The sequence below is a fragment of the Cytobacillus sp. ABV4_503 genome (assembly GCF_056158445.1).
The window spans coordinates 1,817,969-1,836,770 of record NZ_JBSWTH010000001.1 but is presented as its reverse complement, the minus strand read 5'-3'; the positions used below and the strand labels follow the sequence as shown (position 1 = coordinate 1,836,770).

The 18,802-nt window shown below is 40.6% G+C and carries 18 protein-coding genes; 1 reads left to right on the top strand and 17 read right to left on the bottom strand.

Going from position 1 to position 18,802, the window contains the following annotated elements; translation table 11 throughout:
- The first annotated feature begins 9 nt into the window (after positions 1 to 9).
- On the top strand, positions 10 to 1,458 hold the full coding sequence (locus ACXAD1_RS09235; protein ID WP_474909884.1) for an NAD-dependent succinate-semialdehyde dehydrogenase: 1,449 nt from the start codon (positions 10 to 12) through the stop codon (positions 1,456 to 1,458).
- A 61-nt stretch (positions 1,459 to 1,519) separates the two neighbouring features.
- Here the strand turns inward: ACXAD1_RS09235 and ACXAD1_RS09230 are convergent, their stop codons facing one another.
- The 17 genes from ACXAD1_RS09230 to ACXAD1_RS09150 all read right to left on the bottom strand — a co-directional run bounded on the left by ACXAD1_RS09230 (position 1,520) and on the right by ACXAD1_RS09150 (position 18,750).
- Positions 1,520 to 1,900 carry a VOC family protein gene (locus ACXAD1_RS09230; protein ID WP_206837066.1) on the bottom strand — a complete coding sequence of 127 codons (381 nt, stop codon included), beginning with the start codon at positions 1,898 to 1,900 and terminating at the stop codon, positions 1,520 to 1,522.
- A gap of 107 nt (positions 1,901 to 2,007) precedes the next feature.
- A complete protein-coding gene (locus tag ACXAD1_RS09225) occupies positions 2,008 to 2,571 on the bottom strand; it encodes a Fe-S-containing hydro-lyase (protein ID WP_206837064.1) in 564 nt (187 codons plus the stop codon).
- Positions 2,572 to 2,582: 11 nt separating this feature from the next.
- A complete protein-coding gene (locus tag ACXAD1_RS09220) occupies positions 2,583 to 3,428 on the bottom strand; it encodes a fumarate hydratase (RefSeq protein WP_206837061.1) in 846 nt (281 codons plus the stop codon).
- Between the two features lie 22 nt (positions 3,429 to 3,450).
- Positions 3,451 to 4,992, bottom strand: coding sequence for an FAD-dependent oxidoreductase (locus ACXAD1_RS09215; RefSeq protein WP_206837058.1), 1,542 nt, complete (start codon positions 4,990 to 4,992; stop codon positions 3,451 to 3,453).
- Entirely contained in the window at positions 4,989 to 5,741 is a 753-nt protein-coding gene (gene sdhB, locus ACXAD1_RS09210) for a succinate dehydrogenase iron-sulfur subunit (protein WP_474909883.1), read from the bottom strand. Before sdhB ends, ACXAD1_RS09215 begins: the two co-directional genes overlap by 4 nt.
- A gap of 18 nt (positions 5,742 to 5,759) precedes the next feature.
- Entirely contained in the window at positions 5,760 to 7,535 is a 1,776-nt protein-coding gene (sdhA, locus tag ACXAD1_RS09205) for a succinate dehydrogenase flavoprotein subunit (RefSeq protein ID WP_206837052.1), read from the bottom strand.
- A gap of 50 nt (positions 7,536 to 7,585) precedes the next feature.
- Positions 7,586 to 8,224: a succinate dehydrogenase/fumarate reductase transmembrane subunit gene (locus ACXAD1_RS09200; protein ID WP_206837049.1), complete on the bottom strand. Its 639-nt coding sequence runs from the start codon at positions 8,222 to 8,224 to the stop codon at positions 7,586 to 7,588.
- Complete coding sequence (locus ACXAD1_RS09195; protein WP_474909882.1) at positions 8,206 to 9,564, bottom strand: MmgE/PrpD family protein; 1,359 nt, start codon at positions 9,562 to 9,564, stop codon at positions 8,206 to 8,208. Before ACXAD1_RS09195 ends, ACXAD1_RS09200 begins: the two co-directional genes overlap by 19 nt.
- Positions 9,561 to 10,478 (bottom strand): succinate--CoA ligase subunit alpha, encoded by a 918-nt coding sequence (locus tag ACXAD1_RS09190; protein ID WP_474909881.1) that lies wholly within the window; start codon positions 10,476 to 10,478, stop codon positions 9,561 to 9,563. Before ACXAD1_RS09190 ends, ACXAD1_RS09195 begins: the two co-directional genes overlap by 4 nt.
- A complete protein-coding gene (locus ACXAD1_RS09185; RefSeq protein ID WP_474909880.1) occupies positions 10,479 to 11,678 on the bottom strand; it encodes an ATP-grasp domain-containing protein in 1,200 nt (399 codons plus the stop codon).
- A gap of 51 nt (positions 11,679 to 11,729) precedes the next feature.
- On the bottom strand, positions 11,730 to 12,392 hold the full coding sequence (locus ACXAD1_RS09180) for a GntR family transcriptional regulator (protein ID WP_206837038.1): 663 nt from the start codon (positions 12,390 to 12,392) through the stop codon (positions 11,730 to 11,732).
- 89 nt (positions 12,393 to 12,481) lie between these two features.
- Complete coding sequence (locus ACXAD1_RS09175) at positions 12,482 to 13,945, bottom strand: SLC13 family permease (protein ID WP_474909879.1); 1,464 nt, start codon at positions 13,943 to 13,945, stop codon at positions 12,482 to 12,484.
- A 23-nt stretch (positions 13,946 to 13,968) separates the two neighbouring features.
- Positions 13,969 to 15,321 (bottom strand): MmgE/PrpD family protein, encoded by a 1,353-nt coding sequence (locus ACXAD1_RS09170; protein WP_474909878.1) that lies wholly within the window; start codon positions 15,319 to 15,321, stop codon positions 13,969 to 13,971.
- 13 nt (positions 15,322 to 15,334) lie between these two features.
- A complete protein-coding gene (locus ACXAD1_RS09165) occupies positions 15,335 to 16,195 on the bottom strand; it encodes an HpcH/HpaI aldolase/citrate lyase family protein (protein ID WP_474909877.1) in 861 nt (286 codons plus the stop codon).
- Between the two features lie 50 nt (positions 16,196 to 16,245).
- The gene (locus tag ACXAD1_RS09160; protein ID WP_206837027.1) at positions 16,246 to 16,890 is read right to left on the bottom strand and encodes a GntR family transcriptional regulator; all 645 of its coding nucleotides are present in this window, start codon (positions 16,888 to 16,890) and stop codon (positions 16,246 to 16,248) included.
- Between the two features lie 37 nt (positions 16,891 to 16,927).
- Positions 16,928 to 18,196 (bottom strand): TRAP transporter large permease, encoded by a 1,269-nt coding sequence (locus ACXAD1_RS09155; protein ID WP_206837024.1) that lies wholly within the window; start codon positions 18,194 to 18,196, stop codon positions 16,928 to 16,930.
- Entirely contained in the window at positions 18,193 to 18,750 is a 558-nt protein-coding gene (locus tag ACXAD1_RS09150; protein ID WP_206837020.1) for a TRAP transporter small permease, read from the bottom strand. Before ACXAD1_RS09150 ends, ACXAD1_RS09155 begins: the two co-directional genes overlap by 4 nt.
- Positions 18,751 to 18,802 lie beyond the last annotated feature (52 nt).

Below are 18,802 nucleotides of genomic sequence, written 5' to 3'. Positions count from 1 at the left end.
TTGATTATTTTGAGCAGTAAAGTTGCAGATCTTAATAAGTTGTATATAAATGGAAAGTGGGTTCAGGCCGAATCAGGGAAAAGCTTTGATGTTATCAATCCGGCTACCGGAGAAATTGTCAGCCCAGTTCCAAAGGGCGGAGAAAAAGAAGCGAAACTTGCTGTTGATGCCGCTCATGAAGCATTAAAAAGCTGGTCCCAGACAACCTCTTATGAAAGAAGCTCCTTGCTTAAAAAGTGGCATGATCTTCTTATTGAAAATAAAGAAGAAGTTGCAAGAGTCTTAGTGGAAGAGCAAGGGAAGCCTTTGTCCGAGGCCCTGGGTGAAGTGGGATATGCAGCCAGTTTCATTTCCTGGTATGCAGAAGAAGCAAAAAGAATTTACGGTGAGACAGTACCCGCTTCTTTTCATGATAAGAGAATCCTATTGATTAAACAGCCAGTTGGTGTTGTAGCAGCAATAACACCATGGAACTTTCCGGCAGCCATGATTACCAGAAAGGTGGCTCCTGCCCTGGCTGCTGGCTGTACAGCCGTAATCAAACCAGCAGAATTAACTCCTTTGACAGCCATAAAACTAGCTGAACTTGCAGAAAAGGCAGGCATCCCAAAAGGCGTTATCAATGTTATCACCGGGGATGCCCAACAAATCGGGCAAACCTGGCTTCAGGATGAGCGTGTTGCCAAGATTACATTTACCGGATCAACAGAAGTAGGCAAGCTTCTGATGCGTGGGGCTGCAGAAACTGTTAAGAAGGTTTCACTTGAACTTGGAGGTCATGCACCTGTCATCGTTTTTGGCGATGCAGATTTGGATAAAGCGGTCAGCGGAGTAATCGGATCAAAATTTAGAAACTGCGGCCAAACTTGTGTATGTGCAAATCGAATTTATGTCGAAAAATCAATTCTTCCTAAATTTACAGCTAAGCTTAAAGAGGAAGTGGCGAAAATTAAAGTAGGTTTGGGCTATGAACCAGATGCGGAAATTGGACCTTTAATTAATGAAGCAGCCTATACGAAAGTAAAGAAGCATATCGATGATGCAGTTGAAAAAGGTGCAGTTATCGAGCATGGAGGGAACAGGATTAAGGAATATAGCAATGGCTATTTCTTTGAACCTACCATCTTGAGCGGGGTTCATGAGGAGATGGTGATTATGCAGGAGGAAACCTTCGGCCCAGTTGCCCCGATCATTGAATTTACGAGTATAGAGGAAGTAATTGAAAAGGCAAATAGCTCCCGTTATGGCCTTGCTGCCTATGCCTTTACCGAAAACTTAAAGACAGCGATTACAGCATATGAGAAATTGGAATTTGGCATAGTCGGAATTAATGATGGGGTCCCTTCTACTGCACAGGCACCATTTGGAGGATTAAAGGAAAGCGGGCTGGGCCGAGAAGGCGGACACCATGGTCTTGATGAATTTTTGGAAGTAAAATATGTTTCAATAAAGCTATAAAAGAAATCCCAAAGCTATGATGGCTTTGGGATTTCTTTTAGTGAATGCTATAAATGCGGTATTAATTGGAGTTTGATAGTTCGATAAGATTTCCATCCGGATCTCTAATATAGACTGAAGTAATTGCTCCAAGAGCCCCCGTTCTTTCAACTGGCCCTTCTTCTATTGCAATATTGCAACACTCTAAATGTTTTATCACTTCATTCATACCAGTTTTTGTAATGAAGCATAAATCTCCTGATCCAGCTGCTGGATTAAGGGCTTTGGGCTCATATTCATTCCCTTTTTGGTGAAGATTTATTTTCTGGATTCCAAACCTCAAGGCTTTTCTGCCTTCACCAAATGTTATTATCTCCATTCCCAATACTTTATTATAATAGTCACAAGTCTTTTCAATACTTTGTACCGTCAGCACTAAATGGTCCAATCTTTCTATTTTCATTCAAATCCCCTCCTTAATTATAAAAAATGCCTTTAATAACTAAAAAAACAAAACCCCGGACAAACACTTCAGAGGTTTTGTTTTATCAGCAATCTTCCTGCTGCATTTTACTGATCTGCCTGCTGCTTAAATTGCTCTTTCCCCACTTGATACCAGTCTGTTCCTTCGCTATCAATAATTACGACTGCCGGGAAGTTCTCTACAGTCAGTTTATAAATCGCTTCAGGTCCTAAATCCTCATAAGCAATTACTTCCATTGATTTAATAGATCTGGCGATCAATGCTCCAGAACCGCCAATTGCTGCAAAATAGACCGCTTTATTTTTCTTCATTGAATCGATTACTTCCTGGCTCCGGTAGCCTTTTCCGATCATCCCTTTTAAGCCCCGATCCAGCAGTGAGGGTGTATATTTATCCATTCTTCCGCTTGTAGTCGGCCCGGCTGATCCAATAATCTGTCCTGGCTTTGCTGGGGTTGGTCCAACATAATAAATGGTTTGGCCTTTAATTTTGAAAGGAAGGTCTTCCCCTTTTTGGAGGGCTTCTGACATTCTTTTATGAGCTGCATCTCTCGCTGTAAATATCGTTCCGCTGATCAAGACACGGTCACCAGCTTTTAAACTGATCAATACTTGTTCATCTATTGGGCTGCTAACTATATTAGCACACAAATGAATTCCTCCTACAATCTGACTTCTTTATGTCTGCTTGCATGGCAGTTTAAATTAACAGCTACAGGCAATGCAGCAATGTGGCAAGGCTCTATCTCAATTTTCACATCAAGTGCAGTTGTATTTCCTCCCATGCCCTGTGGCCCAATACCCAGTTTATTGATTTCTTCCATTAACTCGTTTTCTAATTGGGCAAGCTCTGGGCGTTCGCTTCGGTGGCCAATTGGTCTGAACAGTGATTTCTTCGCTAAATAGGCACATCTTTCAAAATTGCCTCCAATTCCAACTCCCACCACAAGAGGAGGACAGGCATTTGGCCCTGCCATTGCAACCGTATCAAGGATATACTTCTTAATGCCTTCAAGACCATCTGATGGCTTGAGCATTTTTAGACTGCTCATGTTTTCACTTCCGCCCCCTTTTGCAGACATATGGATGACGATTTGATCCCCAGGTACAAGTTCAATGTGGATTATGGAAGGAGTGTTATAGCCCTTGCTTTTTTCCCGGGTAATAGGGTGATCCACGATTGAATGTCTCAAATACCCTTCTTCATAACCTTTTTTAACGCCTTCATTTATAGCATTATAAATGCTGCCTCCAGCAATATGGCAGTCCTGTCCAACCTCAACGATAAATACTGATACTCCAGTGTCCTGGCACATTGGAACCCGTTCGCTTTTTGCAATATCAGCATTTAAGATTAGCTGTTCCAGTATGTCTTTGCCGGTTTCAGAAGATTCATTTTTTAATGCTGATTGAAAAGCTTCCACTACGTCCTGCCCTAAATCAAAATTTGCTTCCTGACACATTTTCGAAACTCGTTCAACAATTTCCTCATAAGTAATTGTTCTCATACGATCTTCTCCTTTTTCATCTTTAAGGCATCTCAACTTTGGAAGATAACGGAGTAAATTGCAGGCTAGTTTTGTGTATTCTGTTTTTGCCCTGCCACTCCTTCTTTTCTTCTTTAACATCCTGAATTTTATGTGCTCCGCGGCTTTCTTTCCTTGCAGCTGCGGAGATTGCTGATGCCCATGCGGATCGTACTTTATCACAAATCTGGAGAGCCTGAATACTATTTTCATTCTCCAAATTTAACGCGATTAAATTTAATTCATCTGCAGCTTCCTTCAAAGAAAGGGAGGTTCTTTCAATCCCCACCTTCTGCCACATAACGTCTTTTACTTTTTTGATCATTTCAGATTCCCCAATTATTGGAGAGTTATCTATTAATTCTTCTGTTCCTGAGGCCATAATGCCGGCAATGCTCTCCATCGATTTTTCCTGTACAGCCATCTTTCCCGCACGGTATCCAAAAACCAGTGATTCAGTTAAAGAGCCCCCGCCTAAACGATTCGCCCCATGTAGTCCGCCCGTCACTTCTCCGCAAGCGTATAGACCTGGAATGTTTGTTCTTCCCCATTCATCAGTCTGGATTCCACCCATACAATAATGCTGTACAGGACTCATAACCCATTCTCCCTCATGCCCTTTTTGATACAGACGATACAGATATGGACTGTCAAGCTGAAGAACATTCCCCGCCACCGCAGAAAAATCCAGAAGTACTTTATTTTCCTTAAACATCGCATAACTGAGTTTATCTCTTGTTTCAAGCTCTTTTTTAGGATACTTTTCCATAAACCGTTCCCCTCTTTCGTTTACAAGAAAAGCTCCTTTCGCAAAAATTTTTGTCATGATATCAATATTTCCCGGATGCTGCAAACGGTATGGATAAAATTGCACAAACTCCATATCAACAAGAATAGCGCCATGTCTCCATGCCATGCCAATTCCTTCACCCGATACATCCCTTGGATTATCCGAAGATTGATAGAGTCCTCCAAAACCCCCGGTTGCCAATATAACAGCCGGTGAATAAATAATATAAAACTTCTTGTCTTTTTGGAACAGCGCACCTTTTACTTCATTATTATCTTTTATTAAATCAACAACTGCAGATTGTTCATGAAAATCAATACCTATTTCTATTGCATAATCACGCATCGGCTTTGTAATATTTTTTCCAAGTCCTGTTCCGGCATAAACTCTTCTTGGATGAGAATGGCCAGGAGTATTAACCACCTTTTCCCTTTCTAAATGAATTCCAAATTTGCTTTCTAATTCATTGACTCTGACAGTACACTCTTCAGCTAAAATTCTAGCTAACCTTTTATCTGATAAATGCCTGCCTCCTTCTAATAGATCCTTTAAGAACATATCAGGTGAATCTCCTGGAGAAAAAATGGCGGAATGCACACTATCTGAAATAACAGATGAACCCCCAAGCCCTGCTTTTCCTTTTGTAACCAGAACCACTGACGCACCCTCTTCTTTAGCAGAAATGGCAGCAGCCAAAGCAGCCTCTCCCCCGCCAATTACCAATACGTCATATTGTTTATATTGAATTGCCCTCATCTCTTTAACCAGCTCCATAATGCAAATTTATTTGCATCTTTATTTAGTTCAGCAATGGCAGTTGTTAATGGGATTTCCTTAGGGCAAACCTGAACACAGTTCTGGGAGTTTCCGCAGTTAGCTAACCCTTCCTCCCCAATCATTACTGATAATCTATCATTCTTCTGCTGTGCTCCAGTAGGGTGCATATTAAAATATTTAGTCTGCCCTAATACCTGCGGGCCAATAAATGGTGAACTGCTATTAACATTTGGGCATGCATCCAGGCAGCATCCGCATGTCATACAGGTTGAATACTTATAAGCTTCTTGCTGAACATCTGAGGAAATTAGAGGACCAGCCCCCAATGCATAGGTTCCATCTATAGGGATCCAGCCTTTTATTTTTTTGAGAGCACTAAACATGCGGTCTCTGTTTACAACCAGATCCTTTTCTACAGGAAATGTTTCCATTGGCTCTAATTGGATTGGCTGTTCCAGCCGATCCACCAAGGTAGAGCACGCCTGGCGAACTTTTCCATTTATTCTCATACTGCAAGCTCCGCAGACTTCCTCCAGACAGTTATATTCCCAAGCTACTGATCTTACTTTTTCTCCCTTTGCGTTAACCGGATTTTTCTGTATCTCCATTAAGGCAGATATTACATTCATATTCTTCCGGAAAGGTATGTTAAATTCCTCCCAGTAAAAGGGAGAATCAGAAGAGTCTTTTCGCTTTATTTTAAGCTTGATATCTACTGCAGCACCCATCTTTTCACCTTCTTTTCCTTATACTTTTGATTCCTCTTCTTTTTGTCCTGATGTTACAATGTCATATCTCCTTGGCCTTGGAGCAATATATTTAAGATCAACTGGTTCATAAGAAAGGCTTGGACCAAACGGGGTATATGTAGCAATAGTAGTTTTTAGCCAATTTTCATCATCCCTATTTGGGAACTCAGGTTTATAGTGAGCACCCCTGCTCTCATTCCGGTTAAGAGCGCCAAGCGTAATGACTCTGGCAAGCTCAAGCATATTTTTAAGCTGACGGACAAACGGTACGGTTCTGTTATGCCACCTTGATGCATCATCAATTCCAATGTTTCTGAAACGCGTTTGAAGTTCCTGGAGTTTCTCATCTGTTTTTTGAAGGCGGTCATTATATCTGACAACAGTCACATTATCCACCATCCAGTCACTCATCTCGACGTGCAGCTGATATGGATTTTCATGCCCGTTCATTTTGCAGATTTTTTCAACTTCTTCTTCTTGCTTTTTCTTTTCCTTTTCAAAAATGAATGGTGCAAGGTCTTCACAAGATTTTTCAAGGCTATTTATATAGCTGACAGCATTAGGGCCTGCCACCATCCCGCCATATATAGCAGAAACTAAGGAATTAGCTCCAAGACGGTTTCCGCCGTGAAATTGGTAATCACATTCTCCGCATGCAAAAAGGCCGGGTATATTTGTCATCTGATCATAATCAACCCAGAGGCCGCCCATTGAGTAATGCATAGCTGGGAATATTTTCATCGGGAGTTTTCTTGGATCATCGCCCACAAATTTTTCGTAGATATCAAGTATTCCGCCAAGCTTTTTCTGCAGTAATTCTGCAGGCAGGTGGGAAAGATCAAGGTAAACCATATTTTCTCCGTTGATGCCAAGCTTGAGGTCAACGCATACATGGAAGATTTCCCTTGTTGCAATATCTCTTGGCACGAGATTTCCGTAAGCAGGATACTTCTCCTCGAGAAAATACCATGGTTTACCCTCTTTATAGACCCATACTCTTCCACCCTCACCGCGGGCTGACTCTGACATCAGCCGAAGTTTGTCATCCCCTGGAATTGCAGTTGGATGAATCTGAATAAATTCGCCATTTGCATATCTCGCACCTTGCTGGTATGCAATGCTATGTGCACTTCCTGTATTGATGATCGAATTTGTACTTTTTCTAAAGATGTTGCCTATGCCGCCTGATGCTAAAATGACTGCATCTGATTTAAATGTCTGAATTGCCATCGATTTTAAATTCTGAGCAGAAATGCCTCTGCATCTTCCTTCATCATCTTTAATAAGCGATACTAATTCCCAGTATTCAAATTTTTCAACAAGACCCTCAGCTTCATATTTGCGAACTTGTTCATCCAGCGCATAAAGAATTTGCTGACCTGTTGTCGATCCAGCAAAAGCCGTCCTGGAATATTTAGCACCTCCTAGCCTTCTAAAATCAATATGGCCTTCTTCTGTACGGTTAAATTGCACACCAATTCTAGCCAATAAATAAATAATGTCCGGTGCAGCTTCGCACATTGCTTTTACAGGAGGCTGATTGGCTAAAAAGTCACCGCCATAAATCGTATCATCAAAGTGCTCCCATACAGAGTCCCCTTCTCCCTTTGTATTTACAGCCCCATTGATGCCACCTTGCGCACACACCGAGTGGGAACGGCGAACCGGGACAAGAGAAAACAATTTCACTTTCTTTTTGGCTTCTGCTATTTTAATAGTGGCCATCAATCCTGCCAGGCCGCCGCCAATCACAATAATTTCCTGGTTTTTCATAATATCCCCCTTTCCGTCTGAAAGCATAAAACTTACTATCCTAGGTGACGTTAACTAACAAATGAAATTAGACTTCCCAATCCCAAGACAGTTAAAATAATAAACAATCCAAAGCACAGATTTCTGACCGTTTTTTGGGATGAAGGACCAATTGTTAACCCCCAAGTTATGAGAGCAGTGGAAATTCCATTTGTAAAATGATAGGTTGTGCTTAATACACCTGCCATATAAAAAATCATCATAACAGGGTTTGCCAAATGTTCCCCAACCACCTGATGATTAACCTCATTTCCACTGATTACAGGACTAATTCTAAGTGACCAGACATGATAGATAACAAAAATAAAGGTAATAATTCCTGTAACCCTTTGGAGAAGAAAACTTATATTTCGCTTGTATTTATATACATGTGCATTCGGTTTGGAAATGAAAGATAGATAGATTCCGTAGATAGCGTGAAATAATAGGGGAATGGCTATTAATCCAATTTCAAGCAAGAGCAAAAATGGGAGATTGAGCATAAATTGAATATGTTCGTCATATTTCTCGCTTCCTAGGATAGCCAATGCATTCCCCATTAAGTGCTGTATTAAAAAAAGGCCTAGCGGGATAAGCCCCGCTAGTGAATGCAGTCTTGTAAGAACAAATCTTCTTGAATTTGAAAGAGGCGCTACTGTATTTGTTTGCACGACTCTTCCCCCGCTTCCATCATTTCAGCTGCGCTAATTTCTTCTAATTGTAAAATTGCCTGAACCTTTTCTTCAGCGTTCCATACTTTGTCTAAAGTCATAGTTATAAATTTTTGAATCAGTTCTTCCTTATCCGCAGGTTTTTCCGGATCACCCTTTGGATAATCTGTTCCTTCACTGAATGTTCTGCCATCCTTCATTTTAATGACTACCTTTGCCCCCCATTTTTCAGGATAAGCATTTTCGTAATAGGGATCGGCTTCAACACTGACTTTTTCCATCAGATTTCTTAACTCTGGTGATTGTAAAATTTCATTATTATAATCGATTAATGAGGCAGAACCCTTCGTTGCAATTAGAGCCGCGCAAAACTGGCTGCTAAATTTAGAAGCATACACTGTATCAGGGTTTGGGTTATCTGTTATATTCAGGACAGTTTGATAGGTTTTAATTGAGATGCTCTGTATTTGCTGATGGGTGAGGGCGTTTTCCTTCATGATGTTTAATATACAATCCATCGCTGGATGTGTGTGGCGGCAGGAGGCATGGATTTTAAAACTATTTTCTATAATTTTAAATTCTTTGCCAAGATTCCTTGTAATTTTATCTGCATCATATTTCTCTGACATGGCATTAAAAAAGCCCCTTCTGCCTTCCAGAATTTTGGATGCTGAAGTGAAATCTTTTTTTGCAAGCAAGGCAGCAAGTGCGCCATTATAAGCTGCTTTTGCAGTATGCAGCTGTTTTGTGTTAGCTCCATCCTCAATAAACTCCCATAAACCGGCTGCTTGTGTGCCAGCATTTCCGAGAGCATACATAATTTGCCCTACATTTAAGTTAAGAAGCTTAGCTGCTGCTGCAGCAGAACCAAAAGTCCCGCAGGTTGCTGTGTTATGCCAGTAATAATAATGGGAAGGAGAAACAGCCTCTCCAATTCTGTAGCAAATTTCATAACCCACAGCTACGGCAGTAATAAGGTCTTTTCCGCTTAATCCATATGCTTCAGCAACAGCTGCAGCTGCTGGAATGACCACCGTGCCTGCATGGATAATGGATGATTTATGAATATCATCCAACTCTACAATATGGCTGGCAGCTGCGTTGACTAAGCAGGCATTGCCAATCGAAGACTTTCCCCCGGTAATAAGCGTTGCTTGTTCATTCCCGCCCCATTCTTGAGTCAATTCCAATATGGATAGAATCGGTTTTTCATCTTTTCCCGCAAGTGCTGAGCCATACCAATCCAAAATACATAGTTTGGTATACTCAACAACTTCATCAGGCAAATCTTCAAATCTAACATTACTCGCATATTCAGCTAACATTCGGGTTAATGTCATTTTACCTCACCTACTTTTGCACCTAATACCGCTTTTAAAACGCTAATGATATCATCATACTTCTCCACAACATGTGCACCTGAATCTTTAAGCGCTTTCATCTTTAATGAGGGACGTCCTGAGTTTCCGGAAATCATTGCACCGGCATGGCCAAAAACTGTCCCTTCCGGCATGGATTCTGTAAACTTCCCGGCAACAAAAGATATTAACGGCTTTGTAAAACCGCCTTCCTTTAATAATTGGGCAGCGTCCTCTTCAAATGAGGTTCCAGGCTCTGAAAAAGTAACAACAGCTTCTGTTTCATCGTCTTTTTCAAACAGAACAAGAAGGTCTTTAATAGTGGTTCCGATCAAACTATCTCCGCCAATTCCTATACTTGTTGTAACACCATACCCGGCCCTCTTAACCATCCAGGAGGTTTCAGCAGTCATCCCACCGCTTCTTGAAATCACTCCGACATTTCCAGGAACGAAACATCGTTCAGGCCGATCTCCACCTATTGATCCCATCTTTATGCGGTCCTTTGGATTGATCATGCCAACCGTATTAGGACCGATGATCGTAACATTTTGTTTTCGCGCAGCGTATAGCAATTTTACTGCATCATGCTGAGGTATATTTTCTGTTGTAACAACAATCAGCTTAATTCCACTTGAAATTGCTTCGAGAACAGCATCCAATGCAAACGCAGGAGGCACAACAATCAGAGATGCATTTATATCATGCTTTTTAACAGCTTCTGCAACCGTGTCGTAAACTGGTACTCCTTGTACATGCTGTCCTCCTTTACCTGGTGTAATGCCTGCAAAAATATTAGTACCATAGGCAAGAGTATGGCTGACAATCATAGAAGCTTCCCGGCCTGTAATTCCTTGTACAGCTAATCGAGTGTTTTGATTGATTAGAATTGACATTTAGGATACCCCTCTCATCTTTTTAACCATTTCTGCTGCTGCTTCTTCAATTGTTAAATCTTCTCCGAAATAAGTAATACCTGCTTCAAGAAAAATTCTTTTTCCCTCTTCGTCATTAACTCCTGCTTCCCTCACAACTATGGGAAACTCTGCAGGGTCTACGCCTAATTCTTCAATGGCCTTTACAATTCCCCGGGCAAAGACATCGATTTGTGTATTATTGGTTATGTTGTGTGCCACAAACAGGCCCTTTACTCCTTCCTTGGAGAGAATTCCTTTTGTTAATCCCGTTACTTTTTCTTCTGGCGGATTACCTCCCGTTTCTGTGTAATTTGCAGGAGAGGCTCCTAAATTAATAAGGGCGTCAAAACTTAATAAGCTTCCTCCTCCGCCTCCGCACATAAAACCAATTTCACCGCCATCCATTTCAGTATAGCGTGCTGTTCCGCGATAATCTGCGTCATTAACTTTTACCATATCCTTCTCAAGCTGGGTTAAAGGCCTCCAGGAACGTTCACTGCCTGATTCCACCTTGCCTTCAAGTTCCGGGTGGCGATATAGCGCTGAATCATCCATACCCATTACCGAAGCCGCTGCCATTACTTCTTCGTCCCTTGTAAGTACCAACGGGTTAATTTCCAATATATAACAGTCATACCTAAGAAAGATATTATATAATTTGCATAGGATTGCTGCAGCTTTTACTAAAGGCTTGCCCGTAACTCCGAGTTTGCTCCAAATTTCCTTTGACTGGTATGGCTGAAGCTCGGCAAAAGGTTCAACATGATAAATTACAACTTTCTCAGGAGAATCTTTAACAAGATCTTCTACTTCAACTCCACCTTCTGTGGTAGCAATAACTACCGGAACCTGTTTTTGAGGGTCAATTGTAATAGAAACATACCATTCTTCATCAATATCAATCTTTTCTTCCAACAAGACCTTATCTACAGGAAAATTTCTAACTGTCATACCGAAAATATCATCTGCTTTGCTCCTTGCCTCTTCAACAGTGTCTGCAAACTTGATAGCCCCGGCTTTTCCTCTTTTTCCTACGGGAACCAAAGCTTTTAAAACACATGGTTTTGATAAATGATGTTCAGTTATTTCTTCACTACCTGAAATAACTGCATGGCCTGGCACAGGGACACCATGTTCTTTTAGAATAGTTTTACTAACATCCTCCAGCATTCTGCCCATTTTTCATTTCTCCTTTTTGGATATTGGATCCAATTTATAAAGAAAGGGAATTTACTTCCCTTCTTTCTTCAGGCTTTCTATTAATGATTCTCCTGTTCGGTAGATATGCTCCGATACAATATTAGCAGCGGTTTCTTTATCTTTTTTTACAACTGCTTCAAGGATTTTTCTATGCTCTGTATTTGAGGTTTCAATTTGTCCGGTTAGAAGGTGTGGTGTTTGCTGCGGAAGGCCATTCCACAATGTGCCAATAAATGAATTAAGACGTTCCCAATTACATCTTTTTACAAGCAAACGGTGAAAGTCAATGTTATACTGTACAAAAGTGTCTGCATCATCGGCCTTTTCCATTTCTGCTACAAGCGAAGAAAGCTGGGTGATATCTTCGTCTGTTAAAAAATCAACGCTTTGGTAAACAGCCATTTTCTCCAGCTCAGATCTTAAGGCATAAATTTCTTCAATGTCCTTAATGCTGATTGATTTCACTACGGCACCTTTATGCGGCTCCAGCTTAATAAGTCCCTCTGACTCCAGTTTTCTAAATGCTTCTCGAACAGGCATCCTGCTAACGCCCATTTTTTCTGCCAGATCTGATTGCTTTAACCTTTCACCCGGCTTGAAATCCCCTCTGATAATCGCTTCTCTTATTACATTGCACACTTTTAAATGGAGTGTATCCCTATTCTCAATTCGTAAGTCCTGATTCATAGACATATTTCAAATACCTTTCCTTATCCTATTTTAGTTTTAGGATACAGGATCCAAATATTATTGTCTACACTTTTCTGACACTTAAGTTTATTTTACAAAAAACCGAGCCAGTTCCACCACGTTACAGCCGTTAATATTGTAACGACCATCATAATAATAGTCATATAGATTCCCGGGATAATAAACTCTTTTTGCTGGATCTGCCCAGTGCTATGGACAATAATATTGGGAGTTGCTTCAACTACAAGAATATATCCATGGAGGCAGGCTAGTGAAGCCGTAATACATATTAATACCGGATCGGCACCTGCCTTGCCAGACAGCCCGATAAAAATAGGAATTAGCGTCACAACTGCTGTCGATACGTTGGCAACAGCCAAATGCAGGATTTGTGTGATAATTAAAATGGATGCAACAGCAGTAAGCGGTGTGCGAAGCAGATCAATAATCCATCCCGCACTTAAAGTAGTCCCTACAAGTTCCGCTGCCCCCGAATGATTAAAAGCATAGCCAAGCGATAAAGTTACACCCATAATGAGAATAGTATCAAAATTGATTTTTACCATACTATCCCACTTCGAACAGCCTACACCTGGAAATGCCATTAATATAACACCTATCAGGGTTGGAATGCTTGGGTGAAGTCCATGCAGCGGTTCGGTAAACCATAAACATACAATAAGAATTAAAATACCGATGCATTTTTTTTCATCTGTATTGATAGCACCTAACTCTTTCAGCTTTTTGTCCATTTCCTCCTTCAAATGATGAAATTCTTCATTTTCTTTTGGCAAGGGAAATACCTTGATTAATAACAGCCAGGATAGGGGAATTAAAAGCAGCCATATTGGAACCGTGTACATGAACCATTGTAAATAAGTTATTTGAATCCCCAAAAACTGCTTTAATAATTCTACCGTCAAGATATTTCCGATTGCTGCCGTCATGACAATCGTTCCGCTTATTGTTCCGCCAAATGCAACACCAAGCAGAATCATTTTCCGCAGATTTCCATCCTTCTTAACACCTATATGATCGAGCGCCATTAAAGCAACAGGTAATATCAGGGTAGCTCTTACAGCTACTGCAGGGATAAAAAAAGCCTGCACCTGAGGGATGAGCAAAATGCTTGCTAATAAACCTTTTGCTGTGCCGGCCCACTTTGCCAAAATCAAATATGCCAGTCTTTTAGCAAGTGGGGTATCATTAACTCCTCTTGCCAGCATCATTCCCCCAATTATCAAAAAAATGGCTGGTGAGGAAAAACCGCTGAAGATAATATCCATGGTCACAATTTTAAATAACAGCATTAACACCAGCAGCAGTACAGCAGTAACCCCAAGCGGCAAGGGCTCAAATGTCCAGTAAAAGACACTTAAGACCAAAAGGGCGAGCATGATTTTGGCAGAAACACTGCTTCCAGGCAAAACAGCGTAGACAGATGCAGACAGAGCAGCACCCAGCATTAGGGTAAATGTTTTTGAAGACCCAATGGAATTTACCCAGGATGACTTTGGCATAAAATTTACTTTTGCCTTGGTATTCGGAGAACCCAATTTACTCTCCTTCTTTCTTTTGCTTAAATACGGCTGGCTGATTCAACTGGTGTACACATCTGGAAAAATTCTTCCAAATCCTCTATTTCTTCCAGGCGGAATACCTGATCAATAAGTAATTTTTTTGCTTCCTCACTAATGATATTTCCCGTAACATCCTTGAATTTATCAATCAATTGCTGATCAGTCATAGGCTTATCCATACTGCCAATAGCATGTTCAACGAAATGGCTGAGTTCCCTGCCATCTTTCAATTTTACTGTTAATCTGACCTGGTCTTCTTTAATATTCTCATCTATCTTCAGCTGTATTTTTGTCCTTAAAGCCTTTACTTCAGGTTTATTAACGAAATCATCAGTAAACTCATTCACGCCAGCTCTTAAATGAAGGAATCCTGCAGCGACGCAATGGTAAACACTAAATTTCCCTTCAAGACCTGTTTTAAAATCTGTTTTGCCGGTTAGTTCTTTAACTAGAGGATGTCCTGTAATATGAATTTCTTCTACTTCTTCTGCTTTTAAGTTATGTGCTCTCTGTATGGCAATGATTCCTTCAATGGACGGATGGGTTACAATGCCGCTGGCAAATGGCTTATAGCTGTTTTTCTCAATTTCCCATTTATCTCCCCATTTATCTGTCAGCAGTTCCATTTTAGATTCTTCTGATAAAACATTGATAAATCCGCGCTCTGCTTCCAATGCTTGTTTAGAACTTGTAAACCCTTCGCCTGCAATGAATGCTGCAAGCATCCCATTCATCGCTGCTTTTCCCGGATGATAAGGCTTTGTCATTGTTCCAAACATTTCTCTTAATCCGGTAGGATCGGTTGCGGCTATCCCAATAGCAAAGGAAGTTTTCTCCTCGTCAAGCCTTAAGAGCTTGCTCATTGCTGCAGCAGCGCCAATTCCTCCAACGCTTCCGGTAATATGCCAGCCCCGCCAGTAGTGGGAAGGGTATACAGCCAGGGCAAGTCTGGCCTGAACCTCACAGCCTAAAATGAAAGCCTCTAAAACCTCTTTACCGGTTTTTTTCTTATATTGGCTATATGCTAATACAGCAGGAAAAACAGGGGAAGAAGGGTGAAGAACTGTTTCAAGCAGTGTGTCATCAAAGTCATAAATATGGGATGACATGCCGTTTAGCAAAGCTGCGAAAAGCATATCAGTCTTTTCATTTCTTCCAAGAATAGACGCCTGCGGGGTGCTTTCCATCAATTTTGAAACATTTAAAACTTTATCCATTGATTCATGATAGGCTGCTCCCATAGCAACACCGAGCCAGTTCAATAGACTTCTCTTAGCTTCATATACAGCATTTCCGCTTATTTGTTCAAAATTTGTATGATTGATATTTCTAGCAATTTGGGTGGTTACCATTTTATCTCTCCTCTTATAAACATGAATAGTTTAAAAGCCCTTTTGCTTTTTTATATACTGGATAATCCACTAATTTATTTCTTACCGAAATGGACGCACTCCCATTAAGTTCAGCCTCTTCAAACGCTTCTACTATTTCTCTTGCTTCTTCCAAGGCTTTTTCGTCCGGAGTAAAAACCTGATGAATGGCATTTATCTGTTTTGGATGAATAGACAGCTTGGATTTAAATCCTGAAATTCTAGCCCGGACGGCCTCTCTGTATAACCCTTCTTCATTGGATAGATCTGGATATACCGCATCCACTGGGCTGCCGATCCCTGCCGCCCTTGATGCATTAACAATTTGTGACCTTGCAAAATAAAGCTCTTCACCTCCATCAGTTAGCTCGCAATCTATATCAAGTGAATAGTCAATTGAACCAAACACTAGCCTCGGAACCAAAGAATGAGAATTTGCAATTTCATAGGCAAAGTGAACACCTGAAGCTGTTTCGATAAGTGGCAGCACCTCAAAATGATCTCCTTTTCTTCCCGCCCTTTCAAGGAGCTCAAGCACTGTTAGGCAGATAACTTTCATATTGCTGCCGCTTTCAGCTTTCGGGACAATGATTCCCTTCGCACCTGATTCAACTGCACACTCGATATCTTTTCTCCAATACACAGTTGTAAAGTCATTGATTCTGATATACACATCTTTTTCAGCTGGGTAATTTAGCAAGTAATTTTTTGCCCTTTCTCTAGCAATCTCTTTTTCATTAATGGCAACGGCATCCTCCAGATCAAAAATAACACTGTCTGCTGCACTGGATAATGCTTTTCCCATTATTTTTTCAGAAACTGCCGGTACAAATAAGTAGGATCGTTTAGGTGCCATTGTTAACTCCTCCTTCGCGGATATTGGATCCAATTTCATGGAAGAATAGCTTACTCAATTACTTGAGTAAGCGCATTCCCTGCCCTCATGATATGGCTTTCGACCAGCTGTCTCAGCATGATAGGATCCTTTAATTCAAGGGCTCTTAACATTTGTTTATGCTCTTCATTCGAAACAAACATTGTTTTTGGAATGAGACTTGGAACATGAGCTGGGTATCCCTCAATAAATTCCTTCGTCAGCAATTTAATCTTTTTCCAATCACATCCCTTTTGCAACAGCATGTGAAACTGATGATTATGGCTAATAAAGGAATCCATATCATTGTTTTCAATATCCTGGTCCATTTTTTTTACAAATAGATGTAAGTCTGACTTATCCTCATTTGTAAGAAAATTCATTGATTTTTGAACAGTGATGCCCTCCAGGAGTGCTCTCAGATAATACAGCTCTTCTATATCTTCCCTTCTAAAGCCAATTACCTGTGCTCCTTTATGGGGAAGAAAGGCTACTAGTCCTTCCCTCTCGAGACAGCGGAGAGCCTCTCTTACAGGCATCCTGCTCACCCCAAATCTTGAAGCTAATTCATCTTGAATCAATCTTTCCCCCGGTTTATAAACCTGGTTGAAAATAGATTCCCTAATCATATCTGTAACTTTTTCTTGTAATGTATGAAACTCTTTTACCTGATTCATTTAAAAACTCCTTAAGCATTGTAAAAACTGCCAAGAATTATTTTGCTAATAACAGTGAAATCTGCGGGAAAATAACAATTAATATAAGGGCCAATACCATAAGAGCGAAGAAAGGCAGGACTCCCCTTACTACTTCCCCTACTTTTTCCCTAGTGATTCCGCTTACTACAAAAAGATTCAATCCTACAGGAGGAGTAATCATTGCCAATTCCATATTAATCGTCATTATAATCGCAAAGTGAATAATATTAATATCAAACATCACTAGAACCGGAAGTAAAATTGGCAAGGTAATTAAGATAATCGCTACAGCTTCCAGGAACATTCCAAGCACGAAGAACATTAAATTAACACCAATCATAAAAATCCATTTATTCGTTGTGCTTTCTTCAATCCATGCCGCGAAACTTTGCGGTACTTGCTCTGTCGTTAAGAACATTCCAAAGATCATAGCTGAGGCAATAACCAGGAAGATCATCGAAGTAATATTGATGGATTCCTTAAGTACTTCCCTGAATTTAGGAAACGACATTTCTTTATAGATAAATACTGAAACAATGATTCCATAGAAACATGAAACAAATGCTGCTTCAGTTGGGGTTACAATTCCAGAGTATATTCCTCCGAGGATAATAACAGGAAGAAGAAACCCCCAAATGGCCTTATAGGTCTTTTTCCAGCGTACATTCATTGGCTCTTTCGGCAATTTTCCATAATTATGAATGCGTGCGTTAACAATTGCAGAAACAAGTAAAATACCGCCAAGCAATAAACCCGGGATAATCCCCGCAGCAAATAGTTTACCTACAGATTCTTCTGCAACAGACGCGTAGATGATTAATGGTATGGAGGGTGGAATCAGAATTCCAAGTGTCCCTGCTGCTGCAACTAATCCCATTGCATAGCGCTTGCTGTAACCAGCCTTTACCATTCCTGGTATCATAATGCTCCCGATGGCTGCTGCTGTAGCGGGACTTGAACCAGATATTGCAGCAAAAATCATACATGCAAGGATGGTAACAACCGCGAGTCCACCGCGAATATGGCCAACCCACGATTTAAGAGCTTCAATCAAATGAAAGGATATACCGCCTTTCGACATAATAATTCCAGCAAATACAAACCCTGGAATAGCCATTAGTGTTGCTGAATTTAAGGAGTTAAACATTTTTTGGATGACAGTATATAGAGTAAAGTCGATCATGGACAGAGCTACAACACTTGAAAGCCCTAAGCTGACCGCAATAGGCACTCTAATAAGGCAAAGAATGGCAAAGACCAAAAACAATACTAGAACCGGACTCATGCTCCTACTCCCTTCTGATCAGATTCTTTCTTATTTAACTCCTGCATTTCTTCATAAAGGTGCTCAAGTTCTCCTGTAATTTCACGTTTATCACCTGTAAATGCCCGATAAGCCTTCACAATAAAGTAAACCCCCAGCAAACTCATTCCCACTGGCAGAACCAGATACGTAATCCAAATCGGAATTCCGACATCGATGGTAGTGATCCCCTGCTCTTTTGAAAGCGTTATCAATTCGAGGGATGAAAAAGCTAGATAAAAGGTGAAGCACGCTCCAATGATATTACTAATACCTGCAACGATCTTTTTTAATCCTTTTGGCAGCATATCAAACAATAACTCTACCTGAATGTGACGATTGTCTTTTAAAGCCATTCCAAACCCGATAAAAATGGACCATACGAGTAGAAATTCAAAAATCTCAGTGACCCATGCCTGTGGTGCATTTAACACATATCTGGTAAATACACCATATAAACTGACAACTACTCCTCCTATAAATAGCAATCCAGCTGCGCCTTCTTCGATGTGATCAAGCCATTTAAAGAGCTTCATACAATCAACTCCTTTTTTGGATTGTATCCAATCCTTGCTTGGTTTCTTTTTC